At 74.9% G+C, this 14,494-nt stretch carries 11 protein-coding genes; 8 read left to right on the top strand and 3 right to left on the bottom strand.

Going from position 1 to position 14,494, the window contains the following annotated elements; all coding sequences use genetic code 11:
- Positions 1-3: 3 nt before the first annotated feature.
- Positions 4-1,809: a serine/threonine-protein kinase gene (locus tag Q1A09_RS12910; protein WP_299955507.1), complete on the bottom strand. Its 1,806-nt coding sequence runs from the start codon at positions 1,807-1,809 to the stop codon at positions 4-6.
- A gap of 119 nt (positions 1,810-1,928) precedes the next feature.
- On the opposite strand from Q1A09_RS12910, the gene Q1A09_RS12905 reads away from it, so the two are divergent.
- From Q1A09_RS12905 to Q1A09_RS12895, 3 genes are all read left to right on the top strand, one after another.
- The gene (locus Q1A09_RS12905) at positions 1,929-3,164 is read left to right on the top strand and encodes an NAD(P)/FAD-dependent oxidoreductase (protein WP_299955505.1); all 1,236 of its coding nucleotides are present in this window, start codon (positions 1,929-1,931) and stop codon (positions 3,162-3,164) included.
- A 124-nt stretch (positions 3,165-3,288) separates the two neighbouring features.
- Positions 3,289-3,930 carry a lipoyl(octanoyl) transferase LipB gene (gene lipB / locus Q1A09_RS12900; RefSeq protein WP_299955502.1) on the top strand — a complete coding sequence of 214 codons (642 nt, stop codon included), beginning with the start codon at positions 3,289-3,291 and terminating at the stop codon, positions 3,928-3,930.
- Positions 3,927-4,340 (top strand): PPOX class F420-dependent oxidoreductase, encoded by a 414-nt coding sequence (locus tag Q1A09_RS12895; protein WP_299955500.1) that lies wholly within the window; start codon positions 3,927-3,929, stop codon positions 4,338-4,340. Before lipB ends, Q1A09_RS12895 begins: the two co-directional genes overlap by 4 nt.
- 187 nt (positions 4,341-4,527) lie before the next feature.
- On the opposite strand, the gene leuS is transcribed toward Q1A09_RS12895, so the two are convergent.
- Positions 4,528-7,425 carry a leucine--tRNA ligase gene (gene leuS, locus Q1A09_RS12890; RefSeq protein WP_299955498.1) on the bottom strand — a complete coding sequence of 966 codons (2,898 nt, stop codon included), beginning with the start codon at positions 7,423-7,425 and terminating at the stop codon, positions 4,528-4,530.
- Between the two features lie 570 nt (positions 7,426-7,995).
- Between leuS and Q1A09_RS12885 the strand changes: the two genes are divergently transcribed.
- Together Q1A09_RS12885 and Q1A09_RS12880 are read left to right on the top strand one after the other, a co-directional pair.
- Complete coding sequence (locus Q1A09_RS12885) at positions 7,996-9,123, top strand: CDP-glycerol glycerophosphotransferase family protein (protein WP_299955497.1); 1,128 nt, start codon at positions 7,996-7,998, stop codon at positions 9,121-9,123.
- A 2-nt stretch (positions 9,124-9,125) separates the two neighbouring features.
- On the top strand, positions 9,126-9,944 hold the full coding sequence (locus Q1A09_RS12880) for an NTP transferase domain-containing protein (protein ID WP_299955495.1): 819 nt from the start codon (positions 9,126-9,128) through the stop codon (positions 9,942-9,944).
- 47 nt (positions 9,945-9,991) lie between these two features.
- Here Q1A09_RS12880 and Q1A09_RS12875 read toward each other — a convergent pair whose 3' ends face one another.
- Complete coding sequence (locus Q1A09_RS12875) at positions 9,992-10,921, bottom strand: LLM class F420-dependent oxidoreductase (RefSeq protein WP_299955493.1); 930 nt, start codon at positions 10,919-10,921, stop codon at positions 9,992-9,994.
- A 125-nt stretch (positions 10,922-11,046) separates the two neighbouring features.
- Here Q1A09_RS12875 and Q1A09_RS12870 point away from each other — a divergent pair, with 125 nt between their 5' ends.
- The 3 genes from Q1A09_RS12870 to Q1A09_RS12860 all read left to right on the top strand — a co-directional run bounded on the left by Q1A09_RS12870 (position 11,047) and on the right by Q1A09_RS12860 (position 14,494).
- Positions 11,047-12,471 carry a hypothetical protein gene (locus Q1A09_RS12870; RefSeq protein WP_299955491.1) on the top strand — a complete coding sequence of 475 codons (1,425 nt, stop codon included), beginning with the start codon at positions 11,047-11,049 and terminating at the stop codon, positions 12,469-12,471.
- Positions 12,472-12,565: 94 nt separating this feature from the next.
- A complete protein-coding gene (gene lipA, locus Q1A09_RS12865) occupies positions 12,566-13,555 on the top strand; it encodes a lipoyl synthase (RefSeq protein WP_299955489.1) in 990 nt (329 codons plus the stop codon).
- 69 nt (positions 13,556-13,624) lie between these two features.
- Entirely contained in the window at positions 13,625-14,494 is an 870-nt protein-coding gene (locus Q1A09_RS12860) for a DUF4191 domain-containing protein (protein ID WP_299955487.1), read from the top strand.

Genomic DNA, 14,494 nt, shown 5'->3' with positions numbered 1-14,494 from the left:
CCGTCAGCCGACCAGGGACGCGTCGGCGATCCGCCAGCCGTCAGGTCCCCGGTCCAGCACCATCTCCACCTCGGCCTCCCCGCGCCCCGGCACGGTGACGGGGTCCCCGACCTCCCCCGCCGGGGTCCGGGTCTGCACCCGGTAGTCCGGCATGACGTCGACCAGGAGCAGGCGGACCTGGCCCGGTTCCTGCCACTGCACGTCGCGGACCTCCACGACCAGCGGGGCGAACTCCCGCACGACCTGTCCGGCCGCTGCCAGGGCGGTCAGCTGTTCCGTGTCCCGGGCCAGGAGCGCGGCGTCCGCGGCGTAGACCGCGTCGAGCCCGCCGGGCGCACCCTCGCTGAAGGCAGCCGCCCGCTGGTCGTAGAGGCCGTCGACGAGGTCGGCCCAGCCCCGGGCGTCGACCGGGTCCTCCGGTGACGGACTGCCCGCCGCCGGCTCCGGCGGACCTGCGGGCGCGGCGGGCACGCTGCTGTCCGCGGCAGCCGGGCCGGCGCCTGACGGCTCGGCAGCCGCTGCGGGCGATCCGGTGCCCGGCCGATCCGCATCGGCGGCGGGCGATCCGGTGCCCGGCGGCTCGGGGACCGGGTCGGCCGGCGTCTCCGCTGCCGCAGGTCCGGCAGCCGCGGTGATCACCGCGCTCTCGGCCGCCGGGACCGGCCCCTGTGCCGGCCCTCCACCCCAGCTCGTCCCGGCCCAGACCGCGGCCGCCAGCCCGGCCGCGATGCCGGCCAGCACCAGCAGCCCGACCCCCACCCGCCGGGCCGCTGCCCGTGCCGGCAGCCGACCGTCCGGGTCCGGATGACCGAGGGTCCGCCAGCGGCCCTGCACACCGGCCCGCAGCCGGGTCAGCCGGCCGGCGGGCTCCGGGGCGGAGTGCCCGGCCACCCGGCGCCGTCCGGGCACCTGGTGGGTCAGCTCGGTGCGTGGTCCGCGACCGGTCGCTCCCAGCTCCTCGTCGGGCACTCCGCCCACCGGCAGCCGGACCGGCTCGGGACGGCAGGCGTGCCGCAGGTCGAGCGCGAACGCGGCGGCCGACCCGCGCAGGTGCGGCTCGGCGGACAGGCCGCGGAGCACGACCCGGACCAGCTCCTCCGGGGCCTCCGGGGCCAGCAGGGCGAGATCGGGGAGCTGCCCGGCCGCGGCGACGCTCAGCGTGGCCCCGGGCCCGGCCGCGTTCCAGGGCGCCACCCCGGTCAGCGCGTGGAAGGCAGCAGCGGCGACGCCGAAGACGTCCGAGGCCGGGCCCGGAGCACCCCCGCGTGCCACCACCGGGTCGACGTAGGCCGGTGTCATCTCCGCCCGCGCGGTGTCGCCCACGATCCGGGCCGTGCCGAGGTCGGTGAGCACCGGCCGCCCCTCCGCGGTGAACACCACGTTGCCCGGCGAGAGGTCGCCGTGCACCACCCCGCGCTCGTGGGCGTGCGCCAGTGCGGCCGCCACCGGGGCGACGGTGGTGACCACCTCCCCCGGCCGCAGCCGCCCCCGGCGGGCCAGCAGCGAGGCGAGGCTCCCGCCGGCGAGCAGGTCGAGGACCAGGGCGACCTGCGCCGGCCCCTCGCGGACCTCCCGGCGCACCACCTCGTGCAACCGGACCAGGTGCGGGTGGTCGAGCTCGCCGAGCATCGCGGCCTCCCGCTCCTGCCGCCCCGGGTCACCGCGGACCAGGACCTTCACCGCGACCGGCGGCCCGCCGGACCTGGGCCGGGCCCGCCAGACCTGCCCGGAGCCGCCCTGCCCGAGCAGCTCCTCCAGCACGTAGCCGGGCACGACGGGAGCAGCCGAGAGGGGCACGGGCGCAGGCATGCCGGGACGGTAGGACGTCGAGCGGTCCGCGCGTGCGCGCCGTCCACAGGCCGGTGCCCCGTCCACGGGTCCGGCGGTCGGCCCGGCGATCCGCTCCCCGACCACCTAGGTTCGGCTCCATGTCACCGCCGTCCCGTGCCGAGGTCGTAGTCGTGGGCGCCGGCCTGGCCGGGCTCAGCGTGGCCACCCGGCTGGCCGCCGCCGGCCGTGACGTCCACCTGCTCGACGCGAGCGAGCACCCCGGTGGCCGCCTGTCGACGGCCCGGGTCGACGGGTTCCTCGTCGACCGTGGCTTCCAGGTGCTCAACACCGGCTATCCGCGGGTCGCCGACCTCGACCTCCCCGCCCTGGACATGGGCTGGTTCTGGACCGGTGCCGTGCTGCGGGTCGACGGCCGGGCCCACCGGGTGGTCGACCCCCGGCAGCACCCCGGCACCCTGCCCGACACGCTGCGTGCCCCGCTGGGTGGTCCGCTGCGGGAGGCGGCGCTCGGCGCCTTCTCCGCCCGCGCGGGCTACGCCCCGGTCTCCCGGCTGCTGGGGGCCCGGGAACGCAGCGCCGCCGAGGCGCTGCGGGCAGCCGGCGTCGGGGAGCGCGCGCTCGAGGTCTTCCTCCGGCCGTTCCTCGCCGGCGTCCTGCTGGAGGACGGGCTGGAGACGTCCAGCCGGTACCTCGACCTGGTCTGGCGCAGCTTCGTGCGGGGGCGGGTCGGGCTGCCGGCTGCCGGCATGCAGGCGGTCGGCCAGCAGCTCGCCGACCGGCTCCCCACCGACCGGCGGCACCTCGGCGTGCGGGTGACCGGCGTCGGGAGCGGGGTGGTGCGCACCGACTCCGGCACGACGACGGCGCAGGTGGTCGTCGTGGCCACCGACCCCGACACCGCCGCGGTCCTCCTCCCGGCCGTGCAGGCGTCGGCGCCGCGGCAGGTGACCACGCACCTGCACGTGCTGCCCGAGTCGCCGTGGCCCGACCCGCTGATCGTGCTGGGGCAACCGGGTGGTCAGCTGGTCAACAGCGTGGTGGTCTCCGACGCCCAGCCCGCCTACAGCCCCGACGGCCGCGCCCTGGTCGCCAGCTCCACGCTCGCCCCCACCGGGGAGGCCGACGTCCGGGCCGAGGTCGCCGGTCTGCACGACGTCTCCCCCGGCGACCTGGAGCACCTGACCAGCGTCACGGTCACCGGGGCACAGCCGGCGGCCACTCCCCCGCTGCACCACCGCCGTCCGGTCGACCTCGGCGACGGGGTGTTCGTCTGCGGGGACCACCGCGACACCCCGTCGATCCAGGGCGCGATGGCCAGTGGTGCCCGCACCGCCCGGGCCGTGCTGCGTCACCTGGGCCTGCAGGCCCGTTGACGCCGCTCTCCCCTCCGGTACCGACCGGCCCCGCCGTCGGGGCGTCGGCCACCAGCCGACCGCACCGCAGCGGGCCCGCCGGCACGCTCCCGGCTGTGCGCCGGACGGGCATAGGCTCGCCGGCATGAGCGAGCTGGTGGTCGTCCGGGCGGGTCTGGTTCCCTACGAGGAGGCCTGGCAGCGGCAACGTGAACTGCACGAGCAGCGCGTCGCCGGCACCGGCCCCGACACGCTGCTGCTGCTCGAGCACCCGCCGGTCTACACCGCCGGAAAGCGCACCGAACCGCACGAGCGGCCCTTCGACGGCACCCCGGTCATCGACGTCGACCGCGGCGGCAAGATCACCTGGCACGGTCCGGGGCAGCTGGTCGGCTACCCGATCGTCGCCCTGCCCGACCCGGTCGACGTGGTGGCCCACGTCCGCCGGATGGAGCGGGCCCTGATGGAGGTCTGCGGCAGCTTCGGCCTGGCGACCGAGCAGGTCGACGGGCGCAGCGGCGTCTGGGTGCGGGCCGACGAGCGCGGACCGGACCGCAAGATCGCTGCGATCGGCGTGCGGGTGGCCCGCGGGGTGACCATGCACGGCTTCGCGCTCAACTGCGATCCCGACATGGCGGCCTTCACCAACATGGTCCCCTGCGGCATCCCGGACGCCGGGGCGACGTCCCTGAGCGCCGAGCTCGGCCGCGACGTCCCCGTCGCCGAGGTGATCGACGCGGTCGAGGCCGTCATGCGCCGCGTGCTCACCGGCACGCCGGTGGCATGACCGCGCTCCCGACCAGCCGCTACGTCCGTCTCACCACGTTCCGCCGCACCGGGGCGGCGGTGCCCACGCCGGTCTGGGCGGCGCCGGTCGGAGACCCCGCGCCGGGACCGGACGGGGCCGGCGCCCTGGTGGTCTGGACCAGCGCTGACTCCGGCAAGGTCAAGCGGCTGCGGCACACCAGCCGGGTCACGGTCGGGCCCTGCGACCGGCGCGGCAGGCCCGAGGGCCCGGCGGTCGAGGCGGTCGCCGAGCTGCTCGATCCGGCCGAGTGGCCCGCCGCGCTGGCGGCGCTCGCCCGGCGTTACGGCTGGCAGTGGCGGATCACCTACGCCACCTCCCGGCTCGCCGCGCTGGTCACCCACCGCGGCCGCGAACGCCGGGCCCTGATCCGCATCACCGCCGGGGACTGAGCGGCGCACCGGTCCCGGGTGCACGGCCCGTGCCGGAACTGCGCCTGCACCGGCGTCGATCACCGGCGGAGAGCCGGTCGTGCCTGGCAGCCGCCCTCCCGCACCGCAGACGGCCCTCCCGCACCGACGTCGGTGCGGGAGGGCCGTCGCGGACCAGGTGACCGGAGCCACGAGGTCGATCGTGGGGTCAGGCGACGACGAAGTTGACCAGCCGGCCGGGGACCGCGATCACCCGGCGCACGGTCTTCCCCGCCAGCTGCGCGGCCACCTTCTCGTCCGCCCGGGCCGCCGCCTCCAGGGCTGCGGCGTCCGCGTCGGCCGGCACCGCGACCTGCGCACGCACCTTGCCGTTGACCTGCACGGCGACCTGCACGGTGTCGTCGACCAGCCACTGCGGGTCGGCGACCGGGAACGACGCCCAGGCCACCGAGCCGTCGTGCCCCAGCCGCGCCCACAGCTCCTCGGCCAGGTGCGGGGCCAGCGGTGCGACCAGCAGCACCAGGGACTCGGCGACCGAGCGCGGCACCGGCGTCCCCGGCGGGCAGGTCGAGGTCAGGTGGTTGGTGAGCTCGGTGATCCGGGCGATGGCGATGTTGAACCGCAGCGTGGTCATGCCGTCGCGCACGGCCTCGATCGCCCGGTGCAGCGCACGGGAGGTGTCGTCGTCCGGGGCGACGTCGGCGGCGCGCACGTCGCCGGTCTCCTCGTCGACCACGACCCGCCAGACCCGCTGCAGCAGCCGCTGCGAGCCCACCACGGCCTTGGTCTCCCACGGCCGGGACTGGTCCAACGGCCCGGTCGACATCTCGTAGACCCGGAACGTGTCCGCGCCGTACTGCCCGATCATCTCGTCCGGGGTGACCATGTTCTTCAGGCTCTTGCCGATCTTCCCGTACTCCCGGTTGACCGGCTCCCCCTGGTAGAGGAACTGGCCGTCCTTCTCCACCACCTCGGCGGCGGGCACGTAGAAGCCCCGGGCGTCGGTGTAGGCGAAGGCGGAGATGTAGCCCTGGTTGACCAGCCGGCGGAAGGGCTCCTCGCTGGACACGTGGCCCAGGTCGAACAGCACCTTGTGCCAGAACCGGGCGTACAGCAGGTGCAGCACGGCGTGCTCGACGCCGCCGACGTACAGGTCCACGCCGCCGACGTCGCCGGGCCCGCGCGGCCCCATCCAGTAGGCCTCCAGCTCCGGGTCGACGAAGCGCTCGTCGTCGGCCGGGTCCAGGTAGCGCAGGTAGTACCAGCACGAGCCGGCCCAGTTGGGCATCGTGTTCGTCTCGCGGCGGTACTCCCGCGGCCCGTCACCCAGGTCCAGGGTGACCGTCGTCCACTCCGTGGCCCGGGACAGCGGCGGCTCGGGCGCGGAGTCGGCGTCGTCGTCGGCGAAGGTCTTCGGCGAGTAGTCGTCGACCTCGGGCAGCAGCACCGGCAGCATCGACTCGGGGACGGCGACCGGCAGGCCGGCGTCCTCGCCGTCGACGGCGTAGACGACCGGGAACGGCTCGCCCCAGTAGCGCTGCCGGCTGAACAGCCAGTCCCGCAGCTTGTAGGTGGTGGTCGCCTCACCGGCGCCGGTGGCGACCAGCCACTCGGTGACCTTCGCGATCGCGGCGACCTTGTCCAGCCCGTCCAGGGACAGCTGCTCGTTCGAGCTGTTGATCATCGGGCCGGTGCCGGTGTAGGCGCCGCCGTCGAAGTCGGCCGGCGGCTGCACGGTGCGGACGACGGGCAGCCCGAACTCACTGGCGAAGTCCCAGTCGCGGGCGTCCTCACCGGGCACCGCCATGATCGCGCCGGTGCCGTAGCCGGTCAGCACGTAGTCGGCGATGAACACCGGCAGGTCGGCGCCGGTCAGCGGGTTGCGCGCGGTGACGCCCAGCCACACCCCGGTCTTCTCCCGGCCCTCGGCCTGCCGGTCCAGCTCGGAGCGGCGGGAGGCCTGCCGCTGGTAGGCCGCGACCGCCTCGGCCGGGGTGGCCGCCCCGGCGGTCCACCGCGGGTCGGTGCCCTCCGGCCACGCCCCGGCGGTCAGCGTGCCGACCAGCGGGTGCTCGGGCGCCAGCACCAGGTAGGTGGCGCCGAACAGCGTGTCCGGCCGGGTGGTGAAGACCTCGACGGTCTCCTCGGCCACCGCGAAGCGGACCCGGGCGCCGGTCGAGCGGCCGATCCAGTTGCGCTGCATCTGCTTCAGCGAGTCCGACCAGTCCAGCCGGTCCAGGTCGGTCAGCAGCCGCTCGGCGTAGGAGGTGATCCGCATCATCCACTGGGTCAGCGGACGCCGGAACACCGGGAAGTTGCCCCGCTCGGAGCGCCCGTCGGCGGTGACCTCCTCGTTGGACAGCACGGTGCCCAGCCCGGGGCACCAGTTCACCGGGGCCTCGTGCAGGTAGGCCAGCCGGTGGGCGTCCACGACGCGGCGGCGCTCGACGTCGGTCAGCTGCGCCCAGCTGCGGCCCTCGGGCAGCGTGCCCGGGGCGGGCTCGCGGGTGCCGGCGTCCAGCTCGGTGACCAGCTCGGTGATCGGGCGGGCCTTGTCGGTCTCCGGGTCGAACCAGGACTCGAAGACCTGCCGGAAGATCCACTGGGTCCACTTGTAGTAGCCCGGGTCGATCGTGGCGAAGGTGCGGCGGGTGTCGTGGTCGACGCCCAGCCGGCGCAGCTGGGCGCTGATCGCGGCGATGTTGGCCTCGGTGGTGACCCGCGGGTGCTGCCCGGTCTGCACGGCGAACTGCTCGGCGGGCAGCCCGAAGGCGTCGTAGCCCATCGGGTGCAGCACGTTGTGCCCGTCCATCCGCAGGAAGCGGCTGGTCACGTCGGTGCCCAGGTAGCCCAGCGGGTGGCCGACGTGCAGGCCGGCGCCCGAGGGGTAGGGGAACATGTCCATCAGGAAGGCCTTGGGCCGGTCGGCGACGCGGTCGAAGCCCTCGCTCAGCCGGCCGACCGGGTTGGGCGTGTGGAACGTGCCCTCGGCCTCCCAGCGGTCCTGCCAGGCGAGCTCGATCTCCTGCGCCAGCGCCGGGGTGTAACGGTGCGGCGGCACCCCGTCGGCGGGGGGCTCGATGGACTGGCTGGCCGTCTGGCTCATGGTCGGTGCTCCCGGGTACGAGGGGCGGACATGAAAAGACCCCTCACACAGGAGGGGTCGCCGTGCTGGTCTGGGTCAGGTCAGATCAGCACGGCTGGGGAAGCAGGAGTCCGCCGGTCACGGAGCGATCCTAGCGCGTGGCCACGGCCCCCAGCTCGACTCCGGGGCCGTTCAGCCCGTAGCCTGCACTGGCTCGACCGCAACCGGGCACGCGACTCCGGCCTGGAACGACCCCGGCCGGACGAGCAGGACCCGCTCGCCCCGGGTCGTCGAGGTCCACCGGACTCCGCAGCGCCGCTCGGCAGGCGGCAGCGCGACCGGGGGCCCGACCCGGTGCCGGCCGGGTGCGACGACGCCCCGACCAGAGCGGCTGAGCACCCGGCGCACGACCCCGCTGGTCGCCCTCGCCGAGCGCGACCGGCGCCGAGCCACACGCAGCGGTCGAGCCGGGAGGGTCGAGCCGGGACACGGAGGAGGAGTGAGCATGAGACAGCGCGCAGCACGCCGGCAGGCCGTGCGGTGCACCCCGCGCCGGGCGGCTCGGGTCACCTCCGTGCCGGGCCGACGCCGGTGAGGGCCGTCTTCAGCAGCTTCGGCGGCCGGTACTCCGACAACCCACGGGCGATCTACGAGGCGCTCGTCGCCCGCGGCACCGAGATGGACGCCGTCTGGCTGGCCCGCCCCGAGCTGCGGGGCGACTTCCCCGCCGGCGTGGCGACCGAGGAGCACTGGGGGCCCGGCGCTCGCGCGGCGCTCGAGTCCGCCGACGTGATCGTCTCCAACGACGGGCTCTCCCGGGAGTGGGACAAGCAGCCGACGACGACCTACCTGCAGACCTGGCACGGGACGCCGCTCAAGCGCCTGCACCGGGACGCGGTCTGGGCGCCGGAGGGCCGGCTGGAGATGATCATGCGGGACATCGCCCGCTGGGACCACCTGCTGTCGCCCAACGCGGCGAGCACGCCGCACCTGCGCAGCGCGTTCGGGTTCACCGGGCCGGTGCACGAGACCGGCTACCCGCGCAACGACGTGCTCAGCGCCCCGGACCGGGACGCCCGCCGGGCCCGGGTGCGCGCCGCCCTGGGCATCGCCGACCACGTGAGCGCGGTGCTCTACGCCCCCACCTGGCGGGACGACCTGGTGCTCGGTGACGACGGCCCCTCGCACGTCTTCCCGGTCGACCTGGGCGACCTGGCCCGTGGCCTGGGCCCCGACCACGTGCTGCTGGTCCGGCTGCACGCGATGGTGTCCGACCGACTGGACGTCCAGGGCCCGGCGCCGCTGCTGGACGTCTCCCGGTACCCCGACGTCAGCGAGCTCTACCTGGCCGCCGACGTCCTGGTCACCGACTACTCCTCGACGATGTTCGACTTCGCGGTCACCGGGAAGCCGATCGTCCACTTCACCTACGACCTCGAGCACTACCGGGACGACCTGCGCGGCTTCTACTTCGACCTGGCCGAGATCGCCCCGGGGCCGCTGTGGACCACCAGCGAGGAGGTGCTCGCGGCGATCGCCGAGCTCGGCAGCCGGCCGTGGGCACCCCCGGAGCGGTACAACCGTTTCCGGGAGAGGTTCTGCTCGCTGGAGGACGGCGGCGCCACCGAGCGGGTCCTCCAGCTGCTCTTCCCCCCGGCCGGCACCCCTGCCCGGCCCGGCACCACCACCGAGACCACGAACGACGAACCGAGGAGATGAGCATGCGCACTGCTGACCCGATCCTGACCGGGGGCCGCGATCAGCGGTCGCACTCCCTGGTCGCCCTCCGCCCCGCCGTGGCCCCGACCGCCCCCCAGGTGGTCGTCCTGGCCGCCGGCATGGGCACCCGCCTGGGCCGCAAGCTGCCCAAGCCGCTCACCCCGCTGATGGACGGCCGCAGCATCATGCAGCAGCAGCTGGACGGCGTCCGCGCCGTCTTCGGCGACGCCGCCCCGGTCACCGCGGTGGTGGGCTACCGGGCGAAGGCGGTCATGCGCGCCCAGCCGGACCTGCTGTTCGCGTTCAACCCCGACTTCGCCGTGACCAACACCTCGCAGAGCCTGCTGCGGGCGCTGCGGACGTCGCAGCCCGGCGGCGTGCTGTGGCTCAACGGCGACGTGGTGTTCGACCCGGCGGTGCTCGACCACGCCGCGCCGCTGGTGCAGGCCGACCAGAGCTTCGTCTGCGTGGACACCTCCACGGTGGCCGACGAGGAGGTCAAGTACACCCTGGACGAGGACGGGTTCATCGCCGCACTGTCCAAGACCGTGGTCGGCGGGCTCGGCGAGGCCGTGGGCATCAACTACGTCTCCGGGGCCGACAAGCCCGCGCTGATCGAGCACCTGGCCGCCTGCGAGGCGACCGACTACTTCGAGCGCGGCATGGAGCTGGCCATCCAGCAGGCCGGCGTCCGGTTCCGGCCGCTGGACATCTCCCGGTTCTCCGCCGTGGAGGTCGACTTCGACGACGACCTGCAGCGGGCCAACACCTGGCTGGGGTCGCGCGCGGCGCTGGAGCCGCTGGCCTCCGAGCTCGGCTGAGCCCGCGACACCCCGCCCGCCACCCGGCGGGCGGGGTGTTGCGCCGGTCAACCCAGCTGCGGGGCGACCTCGGCCGCGACCAGGTCCAGGTGGTCCAGGTCGGCCAGGTCGAGCACCTGCAGGTAGACCCGGCTCGCGCCGGCCTCGGCGTACCGGCCGAGGGTGTCCACGGCCTCGGCCGGGGTGCCGGCCACCCCGTGCGCCCGCAGCTCGTCGACGTCCCGGCCGATGGCCGCGGCTCGGCGGGCCAGCTCGGCGTCGTCCCGGCCGACGCACAGCACGAGGGCCGAGCTGTAGACCAGCTCGCCGGGGTCCCGACCGGCCTCGGTGCAGGCGTCCCGGACGCCGGCGAACAGCCGGGCGTTCTCCTCGGCCGAGGCGAAGGGCACGTTGAACTCGGCGGCGTACCGGGCCGCCAGCCGCGGGGTGCGCTTCTTCCCGCTGCCGCCGACCAGGATCGGGATGCCGCCGGGCTGCACCGGCTTGGGCAGCGCCGGGGACCCGGTGAGCTGGTAGTGCTCGCCGTCGAACTCGAAGGTCTCCCCCACCGGCGTCCCCCACAGCCCGCTGATCACCGCCAGCTGCTCCTCGTAGCGGTCGAACCGCTCACCCAGCTCGGGGAACGGGATGCCGTAGGCGCGGTGCTCCTCGGCGAACCAGCCCGAGCCGATGCCGAGCTCCACCCGGCCACCGCTCATCTGGTCGACCTGGGCCACCGAGATGGCCAGCGGCCCCGGCAACCGGAAGGTCGCCGCGGTCATCAGCGTGCCCAGCCGGATCCGGCTGGTCTCCCGGGCCAGCCCGGCCAGGGTCACCCAGGCGTCGGTCGGGCCGGGCAGCCCGTCCCCGCCCATGGTCAGGTAGTGGTCGGAGCGGAAGAAGGCGTCGAAGCCGGTCTCCTCGGTGCGCCGGGCCACCGCGAGCAGGTCGTCGTAGCTGGCGCCCATCTGGGGTTCGGTGAAGATCCGTAGCTGCACACGCCGAACCTAGCCAGCCCCGCCGTCCCGCGCCCCGTGGGCGACGTCCCACGGGCCCTCGGGGTGTGCCCACGGGCGATGACGGGCAGGATGATCGCCGAAGCGATCAACTCGGAGGTGCTGGAGTGTTCCGCAAGAAGAGCTCGACAGAGGTCATCGGGACCGAGTTGCAAGAGGGGTTCGCCCACATCGGCGCCGCGGTCACCGAGGCCCGTCGGGCGACCGCGGAGCAGCTCGCGCCCCAGGTGACGGCGGCCACCAAGGCCGCCCAGAAGGCGTACGAGGCCGACGTCGCCCCGCGGGTGGGCGCGGCTGTCGCCGCCCTCGCGCCGCAGCTGGACGCCGCCCGCGAGGTGCTGGTCCCCCGGCTGGAGGCGGCACAGAAGACGCTCACCCCCCGGCTGGAGGCCGCCCAGAAGGCCTACGAGGCCGATGTGGTCCCGCGCCTGGAGGCCGCCACCAAGGCCGCCCGGACCAACCTGGAGACGGCCGTCGCGGCAGCGACGCCGCGGATCGAGGCCGCCCGCGAGGCGAGCGGCCCGGCGCTGGAGGCCGCCGCCAAGACCGCGCGCGCCAACCTCGAGTCGGCCATCGCCGCGGCCACCCCGCGGATCGAGGCCGCCCGCGACGCCGCCGGCCCGAAGTTGAGCGCCGCCACCTCGGCGGCCGCGGCCTACGCCGTGCCCCGGGTGACCGCCGCGCGCGACGCGGCCGGCCCGGCGCTGGACAGCGCCCGGGCGAACCTGATCGCCCAGGCCGAGTCGGCCCGCGCGCTGCTCGAGGCCCGCACCGCCGAGCTGGCCACCACCGCCGGCACGGTGGGCGCCGCGACCGCCAAGCAGGGCGAGAAGGTGCGCCAGGACGCCGTGGCAGCGGCCGAGGCGGCCCGTGACCAGGCCGCGGCCCGGGTGGTCGCGCTGCGCACGGTCGCCGACGCCAACCGGGCGGCCGCCAGCAAGAAGGCGGCGAAGCTCGGCAAGAAGGCCGACAAGCTCGGCAAGAAGGCGGCCAAGCGCCGGGCCGAGCTGGAGAAGGCGGCCGGCCGGGCCCGCAAGGAGGCCGGCAAGCGCACCGCCACCACCGTCACCTCGGTGAAGCGGAGCGTGGGGATCGAGAAGCAGCCCCGCCGCTGGCCGTGGATGGTCGCCGCCCTGGCCGTGCTGGCCGCGGGTGTCGCGATCCTGATCCGCCGCAACGCCCCCGAGGACCAGTGGACCCCGGCGCCGACCGGCGACGGCCCCGTGCCCAGCTACCGAGAGGACCCCGTGTCCAGTTCCCCGAGCACCCCCGCAGGCGGCACCGAGTCGGCGGAGGCCCAGGGCAAGACCGTCTCCACCGCCGAGACGGCTCCCTCCGACTCGAGCCCGACGGACACCGACATCGGCGCGCTGGAGGCCCAGCCGGCCTCCGGCCCCGGCGAGCCGAGCAACCAGTCGGCTCCCGAGCCGTCCACGAGCACCCGTAACGACCCCGACACCCCGGTGGCCTCGGCCGGTCCGACCGGTGACGACGAGGGGCCGGCCGGCACGCCCGGCAACACCCGCGGCTGATACACGCCGCGTCACCCGGAGGGGGTCCAGCCATCGGCTGGGCCCCCTCCGGCGTCTCCGGGGACGGCCGGGAGGCGGGAGTACCGTGCTGGACATGAGCCTGGGCATGGAGGAGGCGTCACCGGCGACCCCGGACACGTCGTCCCCGACCGAACCGGCCGGCCGCAAGTTGCTGCGCCTGGAGGTCCGCAACAGCCAGACACCGATCGAGCGCAAGCCCGAGTGGATCAAGACCAAGCTGAAGACGGGGCCGGAGTACACCGAGCTCAAGTCGCTGGTCCGCCGCGAGGGCCTGCACACCGTGTGCGAGGAGGCGGGCTGTCCCAACATCTACGAGTGCTGGGAGGACCGCGAGGCGACCTTCCTCATCGGCGGTGACCAGTGCACGCGGCGCTGCGACTTCTGCCAGATCGACACCGGCAAGCCCGCCGACTTCGACGCCGACGAGCCGCGCCGGGTCGCCGAGAGCGTCGCAACGATGGGCCTGAAGTACGCCACGATCACCGGCGTCGCCCGCGACGACCTGCCCGACGGCGGTGCCTGGCTGTACGCCGAGACGGTCCGGCAGATCCACGCTGCGCTGCCCGGCTGCGGTGTCGAGCTGCTCATCCCCGACTTCAACGCCGAGCCCGACCAGCTCGCCGAGGTCTTCTCCTCACGCCCCGAGGTGCTGGCGCACAACGTCGAGACGGTGCCGCGCATCTTCAAGCGGATCCGCCCCGGCTTCCGGTTCGAGCGGTCCCTGTCGGTCATCACCGCCGCCCGCGAGGCCGGCCTGGTCACCAAGTCCAACCTGATCCTGGGCATGGGCGAGGAGCCGCACGAGGTCGTGGAGACGATGCAGGCGCTGCACGAGGCCGGCTGCGACCTGCTGACCATCACCCAGTACCTGCGGCCCAGCGTCCGGCACCACCCGGTGGTCCGGTGGGTCAAGCCCGAGGAGTTCGTCGGGTTCAACGCCGAGGCGGAGCGGATCGGCTTCGCCGGCGTCCTCTCCGGCCCGTTGGTGCGCAGCTCCTACCGCGCCGGGCGGCTCTACCAGCAGGCCGCCGAGGCCCGCGGGCTGGCCGTCACCACCCGCTGACCGCACCGCCCCGCGCGGTCGCGGCGCGCGTCGCGCGGGGCGGGCACAGCAGGGTCTTACTCTGGGGGCATGGCACGCAGCAGGTCCACCGACTCCTCCGCCCCCTCCGGCGCCGCCGGGCGCGGCCCGGCCGGCTCAGCGCCCGCTCGCGGAACCGGCGCCACCGCGGTAGGCGCTCCCGGCAAGGGCAAGGACAGCAAGGCCGCCAAGCCGGGCAAGACGCCCAAGCTCGGCAAGGACGGCAAGCCGAAGACCTCGCGGCTGACCAAGCTCAAGGGCCAGGCCGGCATGATGCGCCAGGCCTACACGATGACCTACAAGAACGACCCGAAGCTGCCGTGGTTCATGCTCATCGCCTTCGTGGTGGTGTTCGCGGTGATCGAGCTGATCGGTGTGCTGCTCAGCTCCCCGTTCCTCCTGCTGCCGATCGCCATCCTGCTCGGCCTGCTGGCGGCGCTGATCGTCTTCGGCCGTCGCGCGCAGGGGTCGGCGTACCGGCAGGTCGAGGGCCAGCCGGGTGCGGCGTCCTGGGTGCTGGACGGGATGCGCGGTGACTGGCGTGTCAGCTCCGGCGTCGCCGGCAACCGCGAGCTGGACGCCGTGCACCGCGTGCTCGGCCGGCCGGGGATCGTGCTGGTCGGCGAGGGCAACCCCGGCCGGGTGCGTGGTCTGATCGCCGGGGAGAAGCGCCGGATCGCCAAGGTCGTCGGGGACACCCCGATCTACGACGTCGTCGTCGGCGACGGCGAGGGCCAGGTCCCGCTGAAGAAGCTCAGCGCGCACGTGATGAAGCTGCCCCGCAACCTCTCCGGCGCCGAGGTCAACGCCCTGGGCAAGCGGATGGCCGCCCTCGGTGGCGCCCGGATGCCGGTCCCCGGCGGCCCGCTGCCCGGCGGCCGGCAGATGTCGGTGAGCCAGCGTCAGGTCCGCCGCCGCTGA

The sequence above is a fragment of the uncultured Modestobacter sp. genome (assembly GCF_947486615.1).
GTDB lineage: Bacteria > Actinomycetota > Actinomycetes > Mycobacteriales > Geodermatophilaceae > Modestobacter.
This window is presented reverse-complemented; position numbering and strand designations above follow the sequence as displayed.

Bases quoted from the DNA above. Each gene is read 5' to 3' on its own strand.
- leuS (WP_299955498.1), bottom strand. From the start codon at position 7,425: ATGAGCCAGACGGCCAGCCAGTCCATCGAGCCCCCCGCCGACGGGGTG.
- Q1A09_RS12860 (WP_299955487.1), top strand. From the start codon at position 13,625: ATGGCACGCAGCAGGTCCACCGACTCCTCCGCCCCCTCCGGCGCCGCC.
- Q1A09_RS12895 (WP_299955500.1), top strand. From the start codon at position 3,927: ATGACCGCGCTCCCGACCAGCCGCTACGTCCGTCTCACCACGTTCCGC.
- Q1A09_RS12905 (WP_299955505.1), top strand. From the start codon at position 1,929: ATGTCACCGCCGTCCCGTGCCGAGGTCGTAGTCGTGGGCGCCGGCCTG.
- lipA (WP_299955489.1), top strand. From the start codon at position 12,566: ATGAGCCTGGGCATGGAGGAGGCGTCACCGGCGACCCCGGACACGTCG.
- lipB (WP_299955502.1), top strand. From the start codon at position 3,289: ATGAGCGAGCTGGTGGTCGTCCGGGCGGGTCTGGTTCCCTACGAGGAG.
- Q1A09_RS12880 (WP_299955495.1), top strand. From the start codon at position 9,126: ATGCGCACTGCTGACCCGATCCTGACCGGGGGCCGCGATCAGCGGTCG.
- Q1A09_RS12910 (WP_299955507.1), bottom strand. From the start codon at position 1,809: ATGCCTGCGCCCGTGCCCCTCTCGGCTGCTCCCGTCGTGCCCGGCTAC.